Source organism: Pseudomonas sp. FP603, assembly GCF_030687415.1.
Lineage (GTDB): Bacteria > Pseudomonadota > Gammaproteobacteria > Pseudomonadales > Pseudomonadaceae > Aquipseudomonas > Aquipseudomonas wuhanensis.
Genome location: NZ_CP117431.1, coordinates 1,677,658 through 1,700,805, shown reverse-complemented (window position 1 = coordinate 1,700,805; position 23,148 = coordinate 1,677,658). Strand labels below are relative to the sequence as shown.

Below are 23,148 nucleotides of genomic sequence, written 5' to 3'. Positions count from 1 at the left end.
AGCCCGGGACGCTCCGCGTCCCTTCCAGAGCCGAACGCAGAGCGTCCGTTGAGGCATTCCCACGCAGAGCGTGGGAACGATCAACCCGCCATTCCTTCTCACAGAAATGGCGGGTTTTGTCGTTTCAGATCACACGGTATCCACCTTCAACGAATGATCATTGAGCATGCCGTTGATGATCGTCGCCGTATCCGCGCCGCCGGCAATCACCCCACCCGCCCCCGGCGTTACACCGTAATGGCTGGCCAGGTTCACCCCCGCCAGGTCGATGGTCTGGTTCGGCGTGGCGCCGGCCATGGCGCTGACGTCGATGCTGGTAATCACCGACGCACCACTGCCGCTGACGGTGAAGTGCAGGTAGTCATCCAGTGACGCCGCAGTGCCGTTTTCGCCTTGCAGCAGTTGCGACAGGTCGAGTTTGTCGGTGCCTGGGGTGAAGTCGGTGATGACGTCGTGGCCGCTGTTGCCCTTGAGCCACTGGAAGGTGTCGGTGTCGGTGCCGCTGCCGCCGGTGAGGGTGTTGTTGCCCAGGCCACCGATAAGGAAGTCGTCACCGCCCCCGCCGTTGAGCACATCGTTACCCAAACCGCCGTTGATGATGTTGCTGTTGTTGTCACCCATGAGGCTGTCGTTGAAATTTGAGCCGGTGAGGTTTTCGATGCCGGTCAAGGTGTCGGTGCCCGCGCCAAGGGTGTTCTGCGCGGTAAGCAGCCCCAGATCGACAGTGACCCCGGCGGTGGCGTGCGCATAGCTCGCGGTGTCGTTGCCGGTGCCGCCGTCGAGCAGGTCATTGCCCGCTCCGCTGAACAGCAAGTCATTGCCGGCGCCGCCGTGCATTTCGTTATTGCCTGACCCTGCGGTGAGCACATCATTGCCGTCGCCGGCATTGATGACGTTGTTGCCAGCGCCCGCCACCAGTACGTCGTCGCCGGAAGTGCCGGTCAGCGTATGGCCATCCTGATAGCTGATGGTCACATTGGCCGAGTCGCTGCCACCGTGGTTGTCGTTGGCGGTGTAGCTGCCGTGGAAGTCCGGGGTGCTGGCTTGGGCTCCGGCGTAGTTGATGGTCATGGTCAGCTGGTAGTTTTCCGCGCCCTTGCCGCTGTTGCCCGGACCACCGTCGTCAATGTTGGTGAGGTGGATCTGGTACGTGCCGTCCGCCGTGGCGGTCAGGGTCTGGCCGTCAGCGAGAGCAACATAAGCACCCCCGTTGACCGAGTACTCCATGGTGATATGACCGGCCGCCAGGTTGTGGTCCAGGTTGAGGGTTTCACCCTGTTTGAGGTTGACGGTGATCCGGTCCTCATCATTGGTATTGTTAGCGTTGACCGACCCCAGTGCTCCGCTGACCACCAATACTGCCGTCATGGCTGCGGTGTTGGCGACGAATGCACTGCGGGCGATGGTCACTGCCTGGACGTTATTTCCGGTGAAGCTGAAGTTCGGGTTGGTGCCGGTAAAGTCCGCGCCCTTGATCAGCCACCCGGTATTGAAGGTGGTAGGCGATGCGGTGAGCGGGTCGCCATTGATGTCGGTGTCGTTGGCCAGCAGCAATTCCCCCGGCAGCACAATGCTGCCCGACAGCACGTTGGTGATGACGTGGTCATCGACCGCCACCGGTGGCGTGTTCGGAATCACGTTGATCACCAGGGTGGAGCTGGCCAGATCGCCGTCGTTGTCGCTGGCGGTAAAGCCGATGTTTTCGCTGATCGCCACGGCTGTGGTTGTCTGCGAGGTGTAGGTGTACTCGCCGGTGTCGAGGTTCACCAGCAGCGTGCCGCTGTTGTCGGTGGCGATACTCAAGGTGTTGTTGGCGGTGTTGAAGGTGCCGTGGTTGGTGCCGCCGCTGAAGCTCAGCGAACCCTGGTTGCTGTTGCCTTTGGGGTCATAGGTATAAGTGGTGCCATCGACGGTGATGGTTTTAATGAAGCCACCATCGGCACCGAACGTACCGCCCTCGCCCTCGCCCAGCAGCGAGCCGGTAACCGGCGCGCCTTGCACGGTGCCCGAGAGTATCGAGTTGAGTTGATTGAGGTCGGTCACCACCACGGCATTGGTGTCGGTGTGCGTACTGCCGTCATAGGCCACTGGATCGAGGCTGTCGTTACTGACACCGCTGCCCAGGCCGATGGCGTAGTTCTTGATGCCATTGGCGTCGAGGAAGGCTTTGAGGGCGGTCTCGTCCGCGGGGCCGATGTCGCCTTCGTTGGGTTTGCCATCGGAGAAGAAGTAGCCGACGTTCTGCGCCCCGATGAGTTTGCCCGTGGTGTTGAACGCACTTTGCATGGTCGCTACGGCCGCGTCGTAGTTGGTCCCGCCGTCCGCCGTCAACGTCGCGATAATCGACTTGGCCGTCGCCACATCGACCCAGATCGACGTCTGGTCCGTGGCGCTGCTGCTGAAGGTGACGATCTGCACCTTCACGTCGCCCAGATTGTCGTACTTGTCGAGCAGTGCGCTGATCGCCTGCTTGGCCAGGTCCAGCCGCGACAGGCCCGATACGCCGGAGGGGTCGTCCATGCTCCCGGACACGTCGATCACCAGCAGCAGGTTGGAGTCGATCTGCACCGCGGGCACCGAACGGTCCGAGGCGACGGCGTTAGACGGCACGTCATCGACGATGCTGACCACAAGGGTGCCGGTGGTGCTGTTGCCCACGGCATCGGTGGCGGTATAGGTGAAGCTTTCGTTCAGCGTATTCGCGCCGTCGTTGGCGTTGGGCGAAGTTTTCGGCGCCGAGGTCAGGGTGTAGGTGTAGCTGCCGTCGGGGTTGAGCAGGATCTGCCCGTAGGTTCCGGTGGCGCTGCCGACCAGGGTGTAGGTGATCGCGCCGCTGGCGCCGGTGACCGCACCGACCAGCGTCCCGGAGCCGGTTTCACCGGTGTTGCCCGGCTCGCTGCCAGTGACCGTGCCTGCTGCCAGGTCCTGGCCGTCCCGAGTCAAATCCAGGGCTTTTTCGTAGACGGTCACGTCGGTATCGGTGACCGTTACGAGGCAGTTGTTGGACACGTCGATGGTCAGGGTCGTGGTGCTTTCATCGCCATCAGCATCGCGCACAGTGTAGGTGAATACATCCGTGGCGCCCGGCTCGCCGACCGAGTTCGGGTTGCTGTGGTACACGGCGTTGCCGTTGGCATCCAGCGTCAGGTAGCCGTAGGTGCCGTTGATTTGCGTGTTCAAACCGCCGATGGCCGAGGTCGAGGTGTCGCTGCCGGCGCGCACGCCGACCACCGCACCTCCCAATGCGGGGCCGTCAGCACCGAGCACATCGTTGTCCAGTACATTACCGCTGACTGTCCCGCCCTCCACCACCGCGACTGAATCGCAGTAAGCAGTCGGCACGTCATCGACGATGTTGATCACGATGGTACTGGTGACGCTGTTGCCTAGAGAATCGGTGGCCTGATAGGTGAAACTTTCGCTCAGGGTGTTCGGTCCGTCGTTGGCATGGGGCGTGGTCGCTGGTGCGGACGTCAGGGTGTAGGTGTAACTGCCATCCGGGTTGAGCAGGATTTGCCCATAGGTCCCGGTGGTGCTACCGACCAACGTGTAAGTGATCACGCCAGTGGCGCCGGTGACGGAACCGACCAAGGTGCCGCTGGCAGTTTCGCCGGTATTGCCAGGCTCACTGCCGGTAACCGTACCCGCCGCCAGGTCCTGTCCATCCTTGGTCAAATCCAGGGCTTTTTCCTGAACCGTCACGTCGGTATCGGGAGCCACGACGAGGGAGCAGTTGGCCACGTCGATGGTAATGGTCGTGGTGCTTTCATCGCCATCGGCATCACGCACGGTGTAGGTGAACACGTCCGTGGCGCCCGGCGCGCTGACCGAGTTCGGATTGCTGTGGTACACGGCGTTGCCGTTGGCATCCAGAGTCAGGTAGCCGTAGGTACCGTTGATTTGCGTGTTCAGGCCGCCAATGGCTGAAGTCGAAGTGTCGCTGCCGGCGCGCACGCCGACCACTGCACCACCCGACGCAGGGCCGTCAGCACCCAGCACATCATTGCCCAACACATTCCCGCTGACCGTACCGCCCTCCACCACCGAGACGGCATCGGCGTGAGCAATGGGGACGTCATCGACGATGTTGATCACGATGGTACTGGTGACGCTGTTGCCCAAGGGATCGGTCGCTTGATAGGTGAAACTTTCGCTCAGGGTGTTCGGCCCGTTGTTCGCGCTGGGCGTGGTCGCTGGCGCGGAAGTCAGGGTGTAGGTGTAGGAACCGTCGGGGTTGAGCAGGATCTGCCCGTAGGTTCCGGTGGCGCTGCCGACCAGGGTGTAAGTGATCGCGCCCGTGGTGCCGGTGACCGAGCCGACCAACGTTCCGGAGGCGGTTTCACCTGGGTTACCAGGCTCGCTGCCGGTGACTGTGCCCACTGCCAGGTCCTGGCCGTCCTTGGTCAAATCCAGGGCTTTTTCGTGAACCGTCACGTCGCTATCGCTGGCCGCTACAAGGGTGCAGTCGGCCACGTTGACGGTGATGGTCGTGGTGCTTTCATCGCCATCGGCATCACGCACGGTGTAGGTGAACACGTCCGTGGCGCCCGGTGCGCTGACCGAGTTCGGATTGCTGTGGTACACGGCGTTACCGTTGGCATCCAGAGTCAGGTAGCCGTAGGTGCCGTTGATTTGCGTATTCAAGCCGCCGATGGCTGAAGTCGACGTGTCACTGCCGGCGCGCACGCCGACCACCGCGCCACTGAGCGCCGGGCCGTCGGCGCCACCCACGTCATTGTTCAGCACGTTGCCCGAGGCCGTTGCGCCCTCGGCTATCGTGGCGAGATCAGGATGGGCTGTGGGCAAGTCATCGACGATGTTGACGTTGATCTGACCCAATGCCGTGCTGCCGTCGACGTCGGTGGCGACGACATTGAGGTTCTCGGTGATGCTGTTGGCGCCGTTGGCGTTCGGGTGAGTTTCATTATCCGTCAGGGTGTAGCTGTAGCTGACCACGCCGGTCGTGCTGTTGAAACCGGTGATGGTCAGCGTATTGCCGAGCGCAGTGACAATCGATTGCGGGAAGCCCGCGGCCACACCGCTGGTGACCACCGCGATGCCGCCCACGGTCAGGGTTTGCAAACCGTCGAGGGCGGTGACAGTGAAGGTGCCGCTCTGGGTCAAGGCCGGTGTGTTGGGGCTGGTGCCGTCGCTGAGGTTTTTCTCATAAACCGTCAGCTCCCCGCCTTCGACATTCAGACCATCGAGGGTCACTGGGTCATCGCTGTTCTGGATATTCAGCACCAGCGTCGCGGTGCTGGTATCGCCATCGGAATCGGTGAGGGTGTAGACGAAACTCTCGGTAGCGTTGCCACCACCGTTCAGGGCTTTGAAGTCGGCGTCGCTGGTGTTCAGGGTGTAGGTGTACGTGCCATTGGCGTTGAGCACCAGTGTGCCGTAAGTCCCGTTGAACGTGCCGCCGATGATCGGCCCGCTGTCGGGGCCGGTGGCAATGCGGTCGGCGCCCTGGAGGTCATTGGGCAGCACGCTGCCGGTCAGGGTCAGCAGGGTTTCCGAGCCGGTATTGGCGTTGGTGTCGCCGATGGCTTTGGGCACATCGTCGGTGATGTTGACGTCCAGCGAACCGGTGGCGGTATCGCCGTTGCTGTCACTCGCGACCACGGTGAACTGTTCGCTGAGGTTGTTGGCACCGTCACCAGCCGCGTGGATTTCGTTGCCGACCAGGGTGTAGCTGTAACTCACCACGCCGGTGGCCGGGTTGTAGCCGGTGATCGTCAGGGTGTTGCCCAGTTGAGTGGTGATCGACTGCGGGAAACCGACAGCCACACCGCCACTGATCACGTTGATCCCGCCGATGCTCAGACTGTTCAGCCCGTCAGCCGCAATGACTGTGAAGGTGCCGTTTTGAATCAGCGCTCCGGGGTTGCTGGCCGAACCGTCCGCCAGGTGGGCTTCATTGAGGGTCAGTTCGCCTCCCGCCACCGACAGGCCAATGAGGGTGACCGGGTTATTCGGCGCGCCTGTCCCCCCCGCGCCACCTGCACCGTTGTCGCCGTTGTCCGGGTCCCGGCGTTCCAGGAGGAATTCGGGAATACCGTTGAAGCCCGCGGTGGGGAAACCAATCGTGGGGTCGACCCGGCCCCCCACTTCCTCCAGCAACACAAAACTATGACCGCCGCCCAATCCACCCGGCGCGCCCGTTGCGCCCGGCCCGGCGGCGGTGGCTTCACCGGTCTGGGTCGGGTCGGCGCCGGCGGCAATGGCTTTTTGCAGTTGCTCGACATCGGTCAGTTGCGCCTGGCTCGGCGTCACCGCATCGGCGGCCTCCACGTGCGGGACCTGATGCGCCAGTAATTGGCTCGTCATCTGCAGGCTGCTATCACGCCCCAGGGTCAGCTCCTGGCCGTTTTGCAGATGCACCGCCACCGCGCCTTCGGCCCCGGTGACCAGTTGCTCGCCGGCAAACAGCCGATCGCCCTCGACCAGAGTGCGTCGGGTGCCATCACCCGCCACTGCCTACACCTGACCGATGACCTTACTGACGATACGTTGCCATGTGCATTTCCTCCGCTGCCAACTGCTGTCGGCATCCTGTTTGCGCGAAGACGTGCTCATGGTTCAGGCAGGTTGCCTAGGCGGATTGTTTACCGAGAAAGCGTTTACCTGACGTAAACCGCTGCCTCCCGACGCTCTCGCCAGGCATGTCACTCGCGAGGGAGATTTCTGGATCGGGATAAAACCCTCTGCAATCAATGGCATCGGGGCCCACTTCCAAATAACCGGCCTGCGAACGATGCGTAACGGTTTTGAATCACTCGAGCGACAAAAAACTGTCACTTTAAAACCGTCTCGCTTCCCTCCCCTCCAGCACTTCTTCGCCCTGTGTCGAAAAGTGAATGGAACTTTTATAAAGCCCGTCGATGCTCTGAGAGCTCATAAAAACAAGGCTTTCGCATTGAACAATGTGCTGGATTTTTCAGAGCGCATAAGTTTTTTTCGGCATATGTCTTATGAGAAATCCTTCTTAGCTTCTCTTCAGGATGTTCTTAGCTCTGTTGTAACAAGCGTGAGACGGTTTCACTTAAAAATAACGTCAAATATTTGGCAACTCACTAAGCACCATCAGGAATCAGGGAGAGGCATCCATGCGCGTTTTAACCCCCCTCTGCAGCGCGATTTTGCTGGCCATGGCCTGCACTTCTCAGGCTCAGGCGATGTCATTGACCGAGGCGATCCAGAGCACCATTGCGACCCACCCGGAACTGTCGTCGCGGGTCGATGCCCGGCTCTCGGCCGACGAGCAGATTAAAGTCGCCAAAGGGGGCTTTTATCCATCGGTGGATTTGAACGCCGGCTACGGGCGCGGGTACAGCGATAACACCACCACTCGGGCGCAGGGCAATCACCACACCGAAATCCTCACCTACACCCAATCGGAACTGCGCCTGCGGCAGATGCTGTTCGACGGTTTCAACACCTCCAACGAGGTCGCGCGCACCAAAGGCGTGGCCAACTCGCGAGCCTATTACGCTCAGGGCACCGCCCAGGATCTGGCCCTGCGCACCGTCGAGGTGTACCTCGAAGTGCTCAAGCGTCGCGAACTGGTGACCCTGGCCAAGAACAACCTGCAAGCGCACATGCGTGTCAACGATCAGATCGGCCTGCGCACCCAGCGTGGGGTCGGCAGCAACGCCGACTCCGATCAGTCCACCGCTCGCCGGGCGCTGGCGCAAAACAACCTCGACACCGCCGAAGTCGATCTGGCCGATGCCGAGACGAACTTCTACAGCGTCGTGGGGCGCATGCCCGATGAACTCGAAGCGCCGCCATCGACTCGCGGCGAATTGCCCGCCACCCTGCCGGAAGCCCAGCAGAGCATGGTGGAAAACAACCCGTACCTGAAATCCGCCCAGGCCGATGTGCAATCGGCCGAGAGCCAGTACGAAGTCTCCAAGTCGCCGTTCTACCCGCGTTTTGACGCTGAAGCGGCGGTGGGCGCGAATAACAATATTCAGGGCGACGAAGGCCACGACAACGAATGGCGAGTGGGTGTGGTGATGAACTACAACCTGTTCCGTGGCGGCAGCGACAAGGCCCGGCTGGCCTCCAATGCGCACCAGATCAACCAGGCGCTGGACATCCGCAACAACGCCCTGCGCCAACTCAATGAGAACATCCACCTGGCCTGGAACGCCATGCTCAACGCCAAGAAACAAACCCCGACCGCCCGTGAATACGCCGAGACCACCACCCGTGTGCGCGCTGCGTATCAGGATCAGTTCGGTCTTGGCCAACGGACCCTGCTCGACTTGCTCGACAGTGAAAACGAGCTCTACAACGCCAACCGCCGCTACACCGAAGTGCGCTACACCGAGGAGTTTTCGATGTACCGCGTGCTGGCGAACATGGGTCAGTTGCTGAGCAAACAACGGGTGGTGCTGCCCGCCGATGCGATCGCCTCCACCGAAGTGAAAAACGAAGCGCGTTTGCCTGAACTGAAGTAGCTCATATGAAGTAGCGCAAAGGGAGCGATCAATGTGACCAGCATGGAAACCGGCAACACGGGTGTCGATCCGCGCCTGAGCTTCGATGACCCGCTTCTGGACGGTCTGTTGATCCTCTGCAAACTTCATGGCGCGACGGTCAGTCGCGCCAGCCTGAGTGCCGGGCTGCCATTGGCACACCAACGCTTGAGCCTGGACCTGCTGCCGCGCGCAGCGGCCCGGGCCAGTTTGCAGGCGCGTGTGTTGCGCCGTGAACTGGGGGATATTTCCGCGCTCAACCTGCCTGTGATGCTGATCCTCAACCATGGCCGCTGCGCTATCTTGCGTCGCTTCGGCGATGACGGTCAGGCGTTGATCCTGCCGAGCGAAGCCGACGGCGGAGAACAATGGGTCAGCACGGACGAGCTGACCGCCAACTACAGCGGCCAGGCCTTGTTCGCCCGGCCGCGGCATGAACTCGAAGACTTGCGCGCGCCGCTGGTGCCGCGAGTGGAAGCGTGGTTTCGCGACACGTTGAAGTTGTCGAAGTGGCTGTACAGCGATGCGATTCTGGCGAGTTTCCTGATCAACCTGTTGGGGCTGATGGTGCCGCTGTTCGTGATGCAGACCTACGACCGGGTGGTGCCGAACCAGGCCACTTCAACGTTGTGGGTGCTGTCGATCGGCTTGCTGATCGGCACCGGGTTCGAACTGGTGCTGCGGGTGGTTCGCGCGCACTTGCTGGACACCGCCGGGAAGAAAACCGACGTGATTCTTTCGGCGACCTTGTTCGAACGCATCACCGGCATGGCGATGAAAGCGCGACCAGCGACCATCGGTGGTTTCGCCCAGAGCATTCATGACTTTCAGGGTCTGCGGGAATTTCTCACCGCCGTCACGCTGACCAGCCTGATCGACCTGCCCTTCGCGGTGTTGATGCTGGTGGTGATCGGCCTGCTCGGTGGCTGGCTGGTGGTGATTCCGCTGTTGGCCTTCCCCATCACAATCATCTTTGCCATGGTGATTCAGGCACGTCTGCGCGACACCGTGCAGAAGAGTCTGAGCCTGGGCGCCGAACGCCAGGCCCTGCTGATCGAAACCCTCGGCGGCCTGGAAACCCTCAAGGCGTGCAGCGCCGAAAGCGAACGCCAGCACACATGGGAAAGCACCCACGGCGCCCTCACCCGCCTCGACAGCCATGCGCGCAACCTCTCGGCGCTGGCCACCAACGGCACGCTGTTCATTCAGCAATTCTCCGGCATGGCGACCATCGTCGCCGGGGTCTACAGCATCATCGCCGGCAACCTCAGCGTCGGTGCGCTGGTGGCGACCTACATGCTTGGCAGCCGCGTGCTCGCGCCGCTGGGGCAGATCGCCGGGCTGATCACCCGTTATCAGCAAGCACAACTGACCATGAAAAGCACCGATGCGCTGATGTCGTTGCCGCAAGAACGTGACGCCAAACAGCGGCCATTGGAGCGCACGCAACTGCAAGGCGCACTGGCTGTCAGCGGCGTGACGTTCCACTACAACGGCCAGAACGCCCCGGCCCTGGCCAATGTCAGCTTCAGCATGAAACCCGGCGAACGGATCGGCATCATCGGCCGCAGCGGTTCGGGTAAAAGCACATTGGCGCGACTGGTGATGGGGTTCTATGCGCCGGAAGAAGGCCAGTTGCTGCTCGATGGCCTGGACCTGCGGCAACTGGACGTCGCCGACCTGCGTCAACAGATCGGCTACGTCGCCCACGACCTGCCGCTGCTGGCCGGCAGCCTGCGCGACAACCTGACCCCTCGGTGCCCGTTACATCAGCGATGCGCGGATGCTTGAAGTCGCCGAACTGACCGGCGTCACCGAACTGGCTCGCCAACATCCCCAGGGCTTCGACCGGCCGGTGGGCGAACGCGGTCAGCTGCTGTCGGGCGGGCAACGGCAAGCGGTATTGTTGGCGCGGGCCTTGTTGCTCGACCCGCCGATCATGCTGCTCGATGAACCCACCAGCGCCATGGACAACAGCAGCGAAGACGTCCTGCGACAGAAACTTCACGGCTGGATTCAGGGCAAAACCCTGCTGCTGGTCACTCACCGCACCTCGATGCTCAGCCTGGTGGACCGGGTTGGTGGTGCTGGACAACGGCCGGATCGTCGCCGACGGCCCCAAAGAAGCGGTCATCGATGCATTGCGCAAGGGCCGCGTTGGCTCTGCGACGGTTTAGGAGTTGCCCATGTCTGCGGATCAAGGTTCCCGTGGCTACTTCAACAGTTTCGGCAAAAGTGCCGAAGTCGAATTCATGCCGGAAACCGCCGGCGCCTCGTTGCAGGATTCGCCGCGCTGGTCGCGGATCACCGTGTGGCTGGCAGCGGCGCTGCTGATCACCGCACTGGTTTGGGCCAAGTTCGCCGTGTTGCAGGAAGTCACCACAGGTGAAGGCAAGGCGATTCCGTCGAGCAAGATTCAAGTAATCCAGAACCTGGAGGGCGGCATCGTCACGGAAATTTTCGTGCGCGAAGGGCAAATGGTGAACAAGGGCGACACCTTGCTGCGCCTGGATGACACGCGATTCCTGTCGAACAAAGGTGAAAGTGAAGCGGATCGTTATGCACTGACCGCACAGGTCGAACGGCTGTCCGCCGAAGCGGAAGGCCGGCCGTTCAAGCTGTCCGCGGAAGTGATCGCCAAGGCGCCGCAAGTGGCCGAGGACGAACGCTCGCTGTACGAACAACGCCAACGCAGACTGGCCAGCGAGCAGCGCACACTGACCGAACAACTTCGGCAGAAAACCCAGGAGCTGGCGGAATTCCGTTCCAAGCAAGGGCAGTTCAGTTCCAGCCTGGCGCTGCTGCAACAAGAGATGAACATGTCTGCGCCGCTGGTGGGCACCGGGGCGGTGTCGCCGGTGGAAATCCTGCGACTCAAACGCAGCGCGGTGGAAATCCGCGGCTCGCTGAACGCCACGACCCTGGCGATTCCCCGGGCCGAATCGGCAATCAATGAGATCAAAAGCAAGATCGATGAGTCCGAACAATCCTTCCGCTCGGACGCGGCGAAAGAGCTGAATGAGAAACGCACCGACCTGTCGAAAATCACTGCCTCGAGCATTGCCATCGACGACCGGGTGACACGCACCACGGTGGTGTCGCCGGTTCACGGCATTATCAAAATGCTGAAGGTCAATACCATCGGTGGCGTGGTTCAGCCGGGCAACGACATGGTGGAAATCGTGCCGCTGGAAGACAACCTGCTGATCGAAGCCAAGGTCCGGCCTCAAGACGTGGCGTTCCTGCACCCGGGCCAGAAAGCCATGGTCAAGTTCAGCGCTTACGACTACACGATTTATGGGGGATTGAGTGCGAAGCTGGAGCTGATCGGCGCGGATACGATCACCGATGACAAGGGCAACAGCTTTTATCTGATTCAGGTGCGGACCGATAAGAATCACTTGGGCGGGGATCTGAAACCGCTGCTGATCATTCCGGGGATGGTGGCGACGGTGGACATTATTACCGGGGAGAAAAGCGTGCTGGATTACCTGCTCAAACCGGTGTTGAAAGCCCGGACAGAGGCGATGCGCGAAAGATAGGCTGGACGCGCTCCTGTGTGATCGTTCCCACGCTCCGCGTGGGAATGCCGCCCGGGACGCTCCGCGTCCCTTCCCGGATGTGACGCAGAGCGTCACTGGATGCATTCCCACGCAGAGCGTGGGAACGATCACTATTTCGGCCCATGATTGCGCTGAAAAACCTCCTCCCCCATTGCCACAATCTGCCCCTCGATCAACGCCTCGAACGGTCGTAGCAACGGCTCGAACGTGCTCGGCGCTTCCAGGGTCTGCAACGCCTGCACAATCGCCTCCACTGTCGACAGCGCCCCCGGCCCCGGCGCCTTGCGCAGGCGATAACGCGACACCCCGCCTTCGGCCAATGTCACCCTGGGCAACGCCGCCAACAACGGATTGAGGTGCAGCATTTTGCGCGCCTTGCGCCAGGTGCCGTCCGGAACCACCAGCAGCAGCGGCTCATCATTGGCGGTGCAGGCCTGCATCGGCTGCGCCTCCTCGCCGGGAAACAGTAGCCGCGCCTGATAGCCCGGCTGATTCAGCAGCGCCGGCAGATCCTCGAACACCTCGCCCACAATCAACTCGGCATTCTTCAATCCCATCACGGCCAGCCGCGCGGTGTTCAGCGCATGGTTCACTTCGCTCGGATGCTGAAGCAGCAGCACCCGAGTGCGACTGTCGAGGCTCGGGATCAGCGGGCACAGGCAATGGGTTTGCGGGCGTAGACAGCGTGGGCATTGGATTCTGGACATCGTCTTAAGCCTGATTCAGTTGTGCTTTAAGCAGATCACGAAAGGTCTGGATCAGCGGTTCACGGCTGCGGCCACGGCGTACGATCATCGAAAACGGCGCCTGATAACCGAACGTCGCTGGCAGCAGCACGCGCAAATCACCTTTGTCGGCCCAGGCCTGGGCGTAGTGCTCCGGCAGGTAACCGATGTAGGCACCGGACAGCACCAGAATCAGCTGGGCTTCCATACTTTCCACGGTCGCCGCGCTGTGTTTGAAACCGTGGCGGGCCAGTTCGGCCTGGCTCCAATAGCCGCGACCGACCATGCGCTGCTGGGTGATGACTTGCTCGGGGATACGCCGCTCGGTGAACAGCGGATGGCGACTGCTGCAATACAGCCAGTGCTGCTCGCGGTAGAGCGGCATGTAGACCAGACCGCTCATGCGCGTGGAAAAGGCACCGATGGCCAGGTCGAGGCGGTTGTCCTGCACGCCGAGTTGCAGCTCGTAAGGGCTCATGACCGACAGATGCAAATGCACCGCCGGGTGTTCCTGACTGTAGGCACCGATGGCTTCGGCAAAGGGCAAGGCCTTATCGCTGACGGTGGAGTCGATCACGCCCAGGTTCAAGGTGCCGCGCAACTCGCCTTTGAGGGCGGCGGCGTATTGTTCGAAACCTTCGAGCTCGGCCAATAGACGCAGGGTTTCCTGATGGAACAGCTCGCCCTTGCTGGTCAGGCTGAAACCACCACGCCCGCGATGGCACAGCACCAGACCGAGGGCCGCTTCGAGCTGGCTCATGTAGGTGCTGATCGCCGAGGTCGAAAGGTTGAGCTCGTGCTGGGCGTTGGCGAACCCCTGATGGCGAACCACGCTGACGAAGATGCGCAATAGTTTCAGGTCGGGTAAAGCGTTGGCCATGGGGCTCTCCAAGCACCTAGATCGTTCCCACGCTCTGCGTGGGAATGCAGCCCGTGACGCTCTGCGTCACATGCAGGAAACAGCTGGACGCGGAGCGTCCGTGGATGCATTCCCACGCAGAGCGTGGGAACGATCACGCGTAAGAGTCTATCTCCGCCCTCGCCATTAGTTTAGAAAAATCTGAACTAAGTATTTGCCCGTAGCGATTCTTCCCGGCCACTGCATTTCGCAGAATCGGCCCCCAGCGGTGCCCGTCTCTCCCCGAGCGTGCAACCGACATAAATAAAACAACGACGATGAGGCCTTACCCGTGGACAAGATTCTTCACCAACCACTGGGCGGCAACGAAATGCCGCGCTTCGGCGGCATCGCCACCATGCTGCGACTCCCCCATTTGCCATCCGCTGCTGGCCTGGACGCTGCCTTTATCGGCATCCCGCTGGACATCGGCACTTCCCTGCGCCCCGGCACCCGTTTCGGGCCACGTGAAATCCGCGCTGAATCGGTGATGATCCGCCCGTACAACATGGCCACCGGCGCCGCGCCGTTCGATTCGCTGTCGGTTGCCGACATCGGTGATGTGGCGATCAACACCTTCAACCTGCTGGACGCCGTGCGGATCATCGAAGAGGCCTACGACAATATCCTCGAACACGATGTGATCCCCCTGACCCTCGGCGGCGATCACACCATCACCCTGCCGATCCTGCGAGCCATCCATAAAAAGCACGGCAAGGTCGGCCTGGTGCACATCGACGCTCACGCCGATGTGAACGATCACATGTTCGGCGAGAAAATCGCCCACGGCACCACCTTCCGTCGCGCGGTAGAAGAAGGTCTTCTGGATTGCGACCGCGTAGTGCAAATTGGCCTGCGGGCTCAGGGCTACACCGCTGATGACTTCAACTGGAGCCGCAATCAAGGCTTCCGTGTGGTTCAGGCCGAAGAGTGCTGGCACAAATCCCTGGCACCGCTGATGGCTGAAGTTCGCGCGAAAGTCGGCGACGGTCCGGTGTACTTGAGTTTCGATATCGACGGTATCGACCCGGCCTGGGCACCTGGCACCGGCACCCCGGAAATCGGCGGTCTGACGACCATTCAGGCGATTGAAATCGTGCGCGGCTGCCAAGGCCTCGACCTGGTCGGCTGCGATTTGGTAGAAGTCTCGCCTGCGTACGACACCACCGGTAATACCTCGCTGTTGGGCGCCAACCTGCTGTACGAAATGCTCTGCGTACTGCCGGGCGTGGTCCATCGCTGAGGATCGGTCATGAGCGAACGTGATCAGGTACTCAAAGCCGCCGCCGAGCTGGTATCGGCCTTTGCCCGTAACGATCGCGAAGCCTACTTCGGCGCATTCAGCGTCGACGCCAGCTTCGTGTTCTACACCCTCGAGCAGCCCCTGCTGTCGCGCGATGCCTATCAGGCGTTGTGGGACAGCTGGCGCGCCGAGGACGGCTTCGAGGTGCTGTCGTGCACCTCGAGCAACGCCTTCGTCAGCCTGCTGGGTGACGTGGCGATTTTCATCCATGACGTGGCCACCGAGCTGCGCATGCAAGGGGAGCAACACTTCAGCCAGGAGCGCGAGACGATTGTTTTCAAGAAACAGACGTCTGGCCAAGAACAACAAGGCCTATGGCTGGCCTGCCATGAACATTTGTCCGCAATGCCGGAAGGGCTGCCACCCCCTTAGCCAAACAGGTGACGCTCACGCACGATGAGCGCGCCTTTATGATCGGAGCAGATCATGAATAACAACAACAAAGACCAAAGCCTTACGCAAATCGAAACCTACGGGGTCGAACAGATCCCGGACAACGAACGCACCGCAGGCCCGACGGACTTGTTCCGGATGATCTTCGGCGGTTCGAATACCTTTGCCACCGCCGTGCTCGGCAGCTTCCCGGTACTGTTCGGCCTGTCTTTTCAGGCGGGCGTCTGGGCGATTGTGCTGGGCGTGTTGCTGGGTTCGCTGATCCTTGCGCCGATGGGCCTGTTCGGGCCGCTCAATGGCACCAACAACGCCGTGTCGTCCGGTGCGCACTTCGGCGTGCATGGGCGGATCGTCGGTTCGTTCCTGTCGCTACTGACTGCCATCGCCTTTTTCTCGCTCTCGGTGTGGAGCTCGGGTGATGCGTTGATCGGTGGCGCCAAACGCCTGATCGGCTTGCCGGAAACCGACCTGACCCTGGGCCTGGCCTACGGCCTGTTCGCGATCCTGGTGCTGACGGTGTGCATCTACGGTTTCCGCTTCCTGCTGTGGGTCAACAAGATCGCCGTGTGGAGCGCCAGCCTGTTGTTCCTGTTGGGCATCTTCGCCTTCGCCGGTCCTTTCGATGTGAACTACGCCGGCAGCGTCAGCGTTGGTCAACCGGGTTTCTGGGCGGCCTTCATCGGCGCGGCCCTGGTAGCGATGAGCAACCCGATTTCCTTCGGGGCGTTCCTCGGCGACTGGTCGCGCTACATCCCGCGTGACACCTCCAAGCGCCGGATCATGGCTGCCGTGGTGATCTCGCAGGTCGCCACCTTCATCCCGTTCCTGTTCGGCCTCGCCACCGCCACCATCGTCGCGATCAAGGCACCGGACTACATCGCGGCCAACAACTACGTCGGCGGTCTGCTGGCGGTGTCGCCGAGCTGGTTCTTCCTGCCGGTGTGCCTGATTGCGGTGATCGGCGGCATGTCCACCGGCACCACCTCGCTGTATGGCACCGGGCTGGACATGTCCAGCGTGTTCCCGAGGGTGCTGTCGCGGGTCAAGGCCACGCTGCTGATTGGCGTGATGTCGATTGCTTTCATCTTCATCGGGCGCTTTGCGGCGAACCTGGTGCAGAGCGTGTCGACCTTCGCCGTGCTGATCATCACCTGCACCACTCCGTGGATGGTGATCATGATCATCGGCCTGCTGGTGCGTCGCGGCTTCTACTGCCCGGACGACCTGCAAGTGTTCACCCGCGGCGAGAAAGGTGGCCGCTACTGGTTCACCCACGGCTGGAACTGGCGTGGCCTGGGTGCCTGGATCCCGAGTGCGCTGGTGGGTTTGTGCTTCGTGAACCTGCCGGGGCAGTTTGTCGGGCCACTCGGGAATCTGGCGGGCGGCATCGACATCAGCCTGCCGGTGACCCTCGGCCTGGCCTCGCTGGTGTACCTGACGCTGCTGAGCCTGTTCCCGGAACCGGCTGCGGTGTTCGGGCCGAATGATGCACGCAGCAAGGGCACGGATTCGCTCGGTAAACCGGCGATTCGACAGGCCGCCTGATTCAACGCATTAGCTGTGGTCAACGCATTACCTGTGGGAGCGAGGCTTGCCCGCGATGAACGATGACGCGGTCCGCCTGACAGATCGCGGCGCTCCCATCGCGGGCAAGCCACGCTCCCACAGGAATTGGTACTCCCACAAAGATTGATTTTCGCCTCACCATAAAAAAGACAATCGGAGACACGCCATCATGGCTTTGGATTTATTCGTCGTACTCATCTACGCCGCCGCGATGCTGATACTCGGCTACTACGGCATGCGCAAGGCCAAGACCAACGAAGACTTTTTGGTCGCCGGTCGCAACCTCGGCCCGAGCCTGTACATGGGCACCATGGCTGCTACCGTTCTGGGCGGCGCATCTACCGTCGGCACCGTGCGCCTGGGCTACGTCCATGGCATCTCCGGTTTCTGGCTCTGCGCAGCCCTCGGTTGCGGGATCGTGGCGCTGAACCTGTTCCTCGCCAAACCGCTGCTGAAACTGAAAATCTACACCGTTACCCAGGTACTGGAGAAACGCTATAACCCGATGGCCCGCACCGCGAGCGCGGTGATCATGCTGGCGTATGCGCTGATGATCGGCGTGGTCTCGATCCTGGCCATTGGCACCGTGTTGCAAGTGCTGTTCGACCTGCCGTTCTGGCTGTCGGTATTGGTCGGCGGTGGCGTGGTGGTGATTTATTCCGCGATCGGTGGCATGTGGTCCCTGACCCTGACCGACATCGTCCAGTTCATCATCAAGACCGTGGGCCTGATGTTCATCCTGTTGCCAATCTGCCTGTACCGCGTCGGTGGTTGGGATGAATTGGTGTTGAAGCTGCCGGCAACCGCCTTCAGCTTCACCACGATTGGCTGGGACACCATCATCACCTACTTCATGATCTACTTCTTCGGGATCCTGATCGGCCAAGACATCTGGCAGCGTGTGTTCACCGTCAAAAGCGCCAAAGTGGCTCAGGTCGCCGGTACATTCGCAGGCTTCTACTGCATCCTTTACGGACTGGCCTGCGCCCTGATCGGCATGGCCGCTCATGTACTGATCCCGGACCTGGACAACGTCAACAATGCCTTTGCGGCCATCGTCAAACTGTCCCTGCCGGACGGTATCCGTGGCCTGGTAATCGCTGCGGCACTGGCCGCCATGATGTCCACCGCCAGCGCCGGCCTGCTCGCCGCCGCCACCACCCTGACCGAAGACCTGCTGCCGAAACTGCGCGGCGGTAAACAGTCGAGTCTGGGTATCAACCGCCTGTTCACCCTGCTGACCGGCATCGCCGTGCTGGGTATCGCGCTGGTGGTGAACGACGTGATCAGCGCCCTGACCCTGGCCTACAACCTGTTGGTGGGCGGCATGCTGATCCCGCTGATCGGTGCAATCTTCTGGAAACGCGCAACCACCGCCGGCGCTATCGCCAGCATGGGCATGGGCTTCGCCACCGCGCTGCTGTTCATGGTCAAGGATGGTATGGACGCCAACACCCCGATCTACTACAGCCTGGGCGTTGGTCTGGTGAGCTTCGTGCTGGTCAGCTTGCTGTCCCGTCGCCCGGCACCGGTGGCGAGCGCCGCCTAAGCTTAAACATGACGACTTGATGCTTTCTTCGACGGGTGTGGCGTCGGTTGCCACACCCGTTTTTTTTCGTCTGGAGAATCACTTATGAAGATCGTCAGCCGCGATCAGTGGTTCGAGGTCAAACAGTTCAGCGACGGTATACGCCTGATTCACGAGCCTTACATTCGGCCTTTTTACCGCTGCAACCTCTGGCACATTCAGGGGCGTGACAAGGATTTGCTGCTGGACAGCGGTTCCGGGCTGGTCAGCCTGCGCGAGCAGTTGCCGTGGATCACCGAACGACCACTGGTGGCGGTGGCCAGCCATTGCCACTTCGACCACATCGCCGGGCATCACGAATTCCCCGAACGGCTGGTACACCCGGCCGAAGCACAGATCCTTGCCGAACCCGACGGCGACAACACCCTGAGCAAGGCTTTCGTCGGTGATGACATGTTCGAGGCTCACCCCGACTGCCCGTTGTGCTACGCCGAATACCAAGTCAAAGCCGCACCGGCCACGGGTTTGATCGAAGAAGGCGACGTGCTCGATCTCGGTAATCGAGTCCTGCAAGTGCTGCACACGCCAGGGCATTCACCGGGCGGCATCAGCCTGTTTGAGGCGGCGACCGAAACCCTGTTCAGCGGCGACATCATTTACGACGGGCCACTGATCGAAAACGCCTACCACTCCAACCTCGACGACTACGCCCGCAGCCTGCAACGCTTGCGCGCGCTGCCGATCCGCACGGTGCACGGCGGGCATTTCGGGAGTTTTTCCGGGGAGTATTTGCGCAAGATGATAGACGAGTGGCAGCGTCGGCACGCCTGAAGCCTGCTGTACTCAGCACCAGGGACAACAACAATAACGCCCTCGAAGAACAACCATGACCAGAGACGCCGTTCGTACAGCCGTGCACCACTTCATCAGCCGCCTGCTGGAGGGCCGGGATGACTTCGACGACAACACTCATCTAGTGCAGTTGGGGTTGGATAGAGAAGATATTGAAGAACTGATCTTCCATCTGGAGGATCAGCTGGGTTTGACGGCATCTACCGCCGAAGAAGACCGGATGCTCAAGACCGCGACGACCGTCGACGACTTGAGCCGGTTTTTGATTGAGATCGGGCGGTATTGAAACGGATTGCTAAATACATCCGATGGACCGAATGAACCTCTGTGGCGAGGGAGCTTGCTCCCGCTCGATTGCGCAGCAATCGCAAGCTGCACTCGCGCTCAACCTGACCCACCTGAGTGGCGATGAATGGGGCCGATACGCGCCCCAGCGGGAGCAAGCTCCCTCGCCACAGGTGATTTGCCAGACTTACCGGCGGCGCTGCTGGCGGCGACGTTGTTCGTCGTCAGTGCGAATTGGTATGGGTTGCAGAGGCGGTTCGATCAAACCGAGTGCGACACCCAGGTCATGCAGCCAGTTTTGGATTTTCTCTTTCATGATGCCCCCCTTCAGGGTCGTGCCGAGCGGCCGAAGTTCTGTAGCCCCTTCGCACTGATAATAGTCCGAAGTCCTACGCAATGCTCGTCCAACATCGCAATGATCTGTTACTGAATTGATCCAAATCCTTGGACGTTCGTTCAAGCAAATGCCTGGGCCTGAATCGCTGCCGACGGATACACCGCCTGCTGCTGCTCGATCCATGCATTCAGGTTGGCGCCGACCATGCCCTTGCGCCACATCAGCCAAGTGGTCGCGCTGGCGAACGGCTCGGCCAACGGGTGCACTGCCACACTTTCGCGCCCCGGCAGGCTGGCGAGCATCGACTCCGACATCAGCGCTACGCCGGAGCCGGCGATCACGCAGGCGAGCATTCCCGGATAAGACTCGATCTCCATCGCCCGGCCCATGGCCGCGTGATCATGGGCGAACCAGGCTTCCAGACGCATCCGATAGGAACAGCCCTGCCGAAACGTAAACACCGAACGTCCTTCGACATCCAGCGCGCTGCGTACCGGCGGATGATCGGCCTCGCTGATCAGCACCAGCCGTTCGTCGCACAACGGCACGCCATCGAGCCCGGCCAGTTCCAGCGGGCCGTCCACCAGCGCCGCATCGAGGCGTCCGGTGAGCAGACCTTCGAGCAATTCGCCGCTGGGTCCCGATTGCACTTGCAGGTTCACCGCCGGATAGCGGCGGTGATAACGCGCCAACAGCTCTGGCAGGTGAATCGCAGCGGTGCTGTACATGGTGCCAAGGACAAAATCCCCGGCCGGTTGCCCGCCCTGCACCGCCGCGTGGGCCTCGTCGTGCAAGGCGAACAGCTTGGCGGTGTAGTCCAAGAGGACTTTTCCCGCAGGTGACAACTGCAAACGCTGACGCTCGCGTACGAACAGTTCGACACCGAGTTGCTCTTCGAGCTGCTTGAGCCGGGTCGACAGGTTGGATGGCACACGATGCAGGCGTTCAGCAGCGCGGGTAATGGAGCCCTCCTCCGCCACCGCCTGGAAGATCCGCAATTGGCTGAATTCCACGCCATTCTCCAAATCAGAACAAGTTTCTCACTATTATTCATTTTTAAAGAAAGTCAATCAGTCCTAGCCTGACGGTCATTGATCCTCGAAACGGAACTCAGACCATGTCCCCTCTGATTCGCTTAACCGCCAGCTTTATCGCCCTGATGATGGCCATGGGCATCGGGCGTTTCGCCCTGACGCCGCAACTGCCCCACTTGCTCAGCGAAGGTCAGATCGACCTGACTGCCGCTGGTCTGATTGCCGCCGCCAACTACCTCGGCTACTTCGTCGGCGCGGTGGACGCGATGTTCGCCCGGCGCCCCGACCAGGTTCGTCGGCGCCTGCTCGGCGGTTTGTGGCTTTGTGTTTTGCTGACCCTGGCCTCGTTCTGGGCCGACGGGTTCTGGTCGCATCTGGTGCTGCGTTTCGGCACCGGCGTGGCCAGCGCCTGGGTATTGGTGATGATTACCGCATTGAGCCAACCGCTGGCAGCGGCGGCCGGTCGTCCGCGACTCGGCGCCTTGGTGTTTGCCGGACCGGGTCTGGGGATTTTTCTGACAGGGTTATTGGCCTTGGGCTCAAACCTGCTGGGGCAGACGTCCGCGACCTTGTGGCTGGTGTATGCCGGTGTCGGGCTGGTCATGCTGCTGGGGATTCTGCCGTTCCTGCCGCAGCCGGCCGGCCCTTCCTCTGCGACACCGCTTGCCGTTACATCGGGCACCCAAGGTGTCGGACGTTTACCGGTGATTTATGGTCTGTACGGTTTGGGCTACATCATCCCGGCCACTTTCCTCTCGCAAATGGCCAGCGCGCAGTTCCATGGGCAATGGCAAGCCGATCTGTTCTGGCCATGCTTCGGCCTGGCGGCAGCAATCGGGGTGGTGTTGGTGAGCCTGCGTCGGCACAACCCGAATGCCACTCGCCATTGGCTGATGGCAACGCTGTGGCTGCAAGCCGCCGGGGTGTTTGCTTGCCTGTTGGGCAGCGGTGTCGGCCTGGCGCTGGGGGTGATCCTGTGTGGCGGGCCGTTCCTGGCCTGCATGCAACTGGTGATGCAGCGCTCCCGGGAACTGGCGCCCCATGCCACCCAGCGCAACGCCGGGCTGCTGACTGCGTGCTTCGCCGTGGGTCAGCTCAGCGGGCCGTTGCTGGCCGCGCTGAGCAGTCATTTCAGCGGGGGCTTGCAACCCGCGCTGGTGATCGCCGGCAGCGGTTTGCTCATCGCAGGAGCCCTGTTGCTACGCCCGGTCAGGGTTGCCCAAGTGCTTTGCGCAAACGACGGCGGACCCACTGTTCTGCACTCACAAAAGTGATTCCGAGCAGAACCAGCACCGCGCCGATCACAAAGTTTAGGCTCAGTTCTTCGCCCAGCAGCACCACGCCGAACGTGACGCCGAACAGCGGCGTCATGAACGAAAACACCGCCAGGTTCGCCGCCAGATAACGGCGCAGCAGCCAGAACCAGGTCAGGTAACTGAAGAACGACACCACCAACCCTTGGAACAACACACTGGCCACGGCAACAGTGGTCAGGCTGACATGGGTGACCTGCCCGCTGAGGATCGCGATCAACAGCAGGCCGACGAAGCCGACGATCAGTTGATAAAACAGCGTCAGGGTCACCGGCGCTTCCGACAGACGCGAGGCGCGCACCACCACGGTGGTTGCGCCCCATGAGGCGCCGGCCAGCACGCCCAACGCATCGCCCATCAGCATGCGGTGGTCGAGGTTGTCCCACGACACACCACCGGCAAACGCAACGGCAATGCCGACGAAGGCAAGAAAAATCCCCAGCCACTGCACCGGTCTTAAACGCTCACTCGGCAGCAGCCAATGCACGCCCAACGCGGTGAAAATCGGCGCGGTGTAGAGGAACACCGACATGTGCGCCGCCGTGGTCAATTGCAGGCCTTCGGCTATGAAGAAGAACTCCAGACCAAACAACGCTCCCGCCAGCAAGCCGCCGCGCCAGGTAGTACCGACCTGATCCCAACCGCCCTTCCAGCAGATCAACAATCCTACGAGCAACGCGGAAATACCCGACCGCCCCGCCGCTTGCATGACCGGCGCGATGTCGGGCGCGGCCCATTTGATCATCACCTGTTGCACGCCCCAGATCAGGCACAGCCCGACCATCACTTGCAGGGCAAATCCATCGGCGCTACGCCGGGTGGCGCTCACCGAAACACCTCGACAACACAATCCATGGCAGTGACTCGA

15 protein-coding genes and 1 pseudogene are annotated in these 23,148 nt (G+C 61.4%); 10 read left to right on the top strand and 6 right to left on the bottom strand.

All coding sequences use genetic code 11. The features are described from left to right. Positions 1-129 precede the first annotated feature (129 nt). The gene (locus PSH65_RS07775) at positions 130-6,474 is read right to left on the bottom strand and encodes a retention module-containing protein (protein ID WP_305425655.1); all 6,345 of its coding nucleotides are present in this window, start codon (positions 6,472-6,474) and stop codon (positions 130-132) included. A gap of 632 nt (positions 6,475-7,106) precedes the next feature. Between PSH65_RS07775 and PSH65_RS07770 the strand changes: the two genes are divergently transcribed. The 3 genes and pseudogenes from PSH65_RS07770 (at position 7,107) to PSH65_RS07760 (ending at position 12,025) form a co-directional block, all read left to right on the top strand. Next, positions 7,107-8,465 carry a TolC family outer membrane protein gene (locus tag PSH65_RS07770; protein WP_305425653.1) on the top strand — a complete coding sequence of 453 codons (1,359 nt, stop codon included), beginning with the start codon at positions 7,107-7,109 and terminating at the stop codon, positions 8,463-8,465. Between the two features lie 33 nt (positions 8,466-8,498). Then, positions 8,499-10,660: pseudogene (locus PSH65_RS07765) on the top strand (type I secretion system permease/ATPase). 9 nt (positions 10,661-10,669) lie between these two features. Beyond that, the gene (locus PSH65_RS07760; protein ID WP_305425651.1) at positions 10,670-12,025 is read left to right on the top strand and encodes an HlyD family type I secretion periplasmic adaptor subunit; all 1,356 of its coding nucleotides are present in this window, start codon (positions 10,670-10,672) and stop codon (positions 12,023-12,025) included. A gap of 131 nt (positions 12,026-12,156) precedes the next feature. On the opposite strand, the gene PSH65_RS07755 is transcribed toward PSH65_RS07760, so the two are convergent. Together PSH65_RS07755 and PSH65_RS07750 are read right to left on the bottom strand one after the other, a co-directional pair. Further along, positions 12,157-12,753 (bottom strand): tRNA-uridine aminocarboxypropyltransferase, encoded by a 597-nt coding sequence (locus PSH65_RS07755; RefSeq protein WP_305425650.1) that lies wholly within the window; start codon positions 12,751-12,753, stop codon positions 12,157-12,159. 4 nt (positions 12,754-12,757) lie between these two features. Then, a complete protein-coding gene (locus PSH65_RS07750; protein WP_258620607.1) occupies positions 12,758-13,651 on the bottom strand; it encodes a LysR family transcriptional regulator in 894 nt (297 codons plus the stop codon). Positions 13,652-13,961: 310 nt separating this feature from the next. Between PSH65_RS07750 and speB the strand changes: the two genes are divergently transcribed. The 6 genes from speB to PSH65_RS07720 all read left to right on the top strand — a co-directional run bounded on the left by speB (position 13,962) and on the right by PSH65_RS07720 (position 19,597). Next, positions 13,962-14,912 carry an agmatinase gene (gene speB, locus PSH65_RS07745; RefSeq protein ID WP_019648049.1) on the top strand — a complete coding sequence of 317 codons (951 nt, stop codon included), beginning with the start codon at positions 13,962-13,964 and terminating at the stop codon, positions 14,910-14,912. A gap of 9 nt (positions 14,913-14,921) precedes the next feature. Continuing rightward, positions 14,922-15,344, top strand: coding sequence for a nuclear transport factor 2 family protein (locus PSH65_RS07740; protein WP_305425649.1), 423 nt, complete (start codon positions 14,922-14,924; stop codon positions 15,342-15,344). Positions 15,345-15,398: 54 nt separating this feature from the next. Next, the gene (locus tag PSH65_RS07735) at positions 15,399-16,910 is read left to right on the top strand and encodes a cytosine permease (protein ID WP_305425648.1); all 1,512 of its coding nucleotides are present in this window, start codon (positions 15,399-15,401) and stop codon (positions 16,908-16,910) included. A gap of 190 nt (positions 16,911-17,100) precedes the next feature. Beyond that, positions 17,101-18,480, top strand: a complete 1,380-nt coding sequence (locus PSH65_RS07730; protein WP_305425647.1) for a sodium:solute symporter — start codon at positions 17,101-17,103, stop codon at positions 18,478-18,480. Between the two features lie 84 nt (positions 18,481-18,564). Then, positions 18,565-19,290, top strand: coding sequence for an MBL fold metallo-hydrolase (locus PSH65_RS07725; protein WP_305425646.1), 726 nt, complete (start codon positions 18,565-18,567; stop codon positions 19,288-19,290). A 55-nt stretch (positions 19,291-19,345) separates the two neighbouring features. Beyond that, positions 19,346-19,597: an acyl carrier protein gene (locus PSH65_RS07720; protein WP_305425645.1), complete on the top strand. Its 252-nt coding sequence runs from the start codon at positions 19,346-19,348 to the stop codon at positions 19,595-19,597. Between the two features lie 186 nt (positions 19,598-19,783). Here PSH65_RS07720 and PSH65_RS07715 read toward each other — a convergent pair whose 3' ends face one another. After that, entirely contained in the window at positions 19,784-19,912 is a 129-nt protein-coding gene (locus tag PSH65_RS07715) for a PA1414 family protein (protein WP_007905120.1), read from the bottom strand. A 140-nt stretch (positions 19,913-20,052) separates the two neighbouring features. Further along, positions 20,053-20,946, bottom strand: a complete 894-nt coding sequence (locus PSH65_RS07710) for a LysR family transcriptional regulator (RefSeq protein ID WP_305425644.1) — start codon at positions 20,944-20,946, stop codon at positions 20,053-20,055. 104 nt (positions 20,947-21,050) lie between these two features. On the opposite strand from PSH65_RS07710, the gene PSH65_RS07705 reads away from it, so the two are divergent. Then, on the top strand, positions 21,051-22,241 hold the full coding sequence (locus tag PSH65_RS07705) for an MFS transporter (RefSeq protein WP_305425643.1): 1,191 nt from the start codon (positions 21,051-21,053) through the stop codon (positions 22,239-22,241). Here PSH65_RS07705 and PSH65_RS07700 read toward each other — a convergent pair. Continuing rightward, a complete protein-coding gene (locus tag PSH65_RS07700; RefSeq protein WP_305425641.1) occupies positions 22,177-23,109 on the bottom strand; it encodes a DMT family transporter in 933 nt (310 codons plus the stop codon). The two genes, PSH65_RS07705 and PSH65_RS07700, sit on opposite strands and share 65 nt — an antisense overlap. Positions 23,110-23,148: the final 39 nt, after the last annotated feature.

Excerpts from the sequence above, each read along its gene's own strand:
- PSH65_RS07715 (WP_007905120.1), bottom strand. The coding sequence starts at position 19,912 with ATGAAAGAGAAAATCCAAAACTGGCTGCATGACCTGGGTGTCGCACTC.
- PSH65_RS07740 (WP_305425649.1), top strand. The coding sequence starts at position 14,922 with ATGAGCGAACGTGATCAGGTACTCAAAGCCGCCGCCGAGCTGGTATCG.
- PSH65_RS07705 (WP_305425643.1), top strand. The coding sequence starts at position 21,051 with ATGTCCCCTCTGATTCGCTTAACCGCCAGCTTTATCGCCCTGATGATG.
- PSH65_RS07725 (WP_305425646.1), top strand. The coding sequence starts at position 18,565 with ATGAAGATCGTCAGCCGCGATCAGTGGTTCGAGGTCAAACAGTTCAGC.
- PSH65_RS07770 (WP_305425653.1), top strand. The coding sequence starts at position 7,107 with ATGCGCGTTTTAACCCCCCTCTGCAGCGCGATTTTGCTGGCCATGGCC.
- PSH65_RS07755 (WP_305425650.1), bottom strand. The coding sequence starts at position 12,753 with ATGTCCAGAATCCAATGCCCACGCTGTCTACGCCCGCAAACCCATTGC.
- PSH65_RS07760 (WP_305425651.1), top strand. The coding sequence starts at position 10,670 with ATGTCTGCGGATCAAGGTTCCCGTGGCTACTTCAACAGTTTCGGCAAA.
- PSH65_RS07750 (WP_258620607.1), bottom strand. The coding sequence starts at position 13,651 with ATGGCCAACGCTTTACCCGACCTGAAACTATTGCGCATCTTCGTCAGC.
- PSH65_RS07730 (WP_305425647.1), top strand. The coding sequence starts at position 17,101 with ATGGCTTTGGATTTATTCGTCGTACTCATCTACGCCGCCGCGATGCTG.
- PSH65_RS07720 (WP_305425645.1), top strand. The coding sequence starts at position 19,346 with ATGACCAGAGACGCCGTTCGTACAGCCGTGCACCACTTCATCAGCCGC.
- PSH65_RS07735 (WP_305425648.1), top strand. The coding sequence starts at position 15,399 with ATGAATAACAACAACAAAGACCAAAGCCTTACGCAAATCGAAACCTAC.